Genomic DNA, 360 nt, shown 5'->3' on the forward strand with positions numbered 1-360 from the left:
GAGCCCAGGTCGCCGATCGCGCTCAAGATCTTCCCGGGCAGCGCGGCGACGTACGAGACGACGGTGCCGACGCCGTTGGAGACGGCACCGGTCATGTCCGACCAGGCCGAACTCACCGCGCTGGTGCAGGAGTTCCAGGCTGACGAGGTCCACGAGGTGACGTTTCGCCAGCCTGCGGCCACGGCCGAGCCGGTGGACGAGACGGCCGACGAGACGGACGAGGTCACCGACGCCCAGGACGAGGAGGTCCAGGCGGTCACCGACCCCCAGGTGGACGACGTCCACGAAGAAACGTTTCGCCAGGCGGACGAAACGGCGTCGCCCGTGGACGACGCGGCGTTCGAGACCCACGAGCGCACA

1 protein-coding gene is annotated in these 360 nt (G+C 69.4%); it reads left to right on the plus strand.

Annotation, left to right across the window (positions count from 1 at the left end):
• Positions 1-93: 93 nt before the first annotated feature.
• Positions 94-360, plus strand: a 267-nt coding sequence (locus BI06_RS45330) for a hypothetical protein (protein ID WP_043479158.1), incomplete at its 3' end; no start/stop codon positions are given.

The sequence above is a fragment of the Kitasatospora sp. MBT66 genome (assembly GCF_000710405.2).
GTDB lineage: Bacteria > Actinomycetota > Actinomycetes > Streptomycetales > Streptomycetaceae > Kitasatospora > Kitasatospora purpeofusca.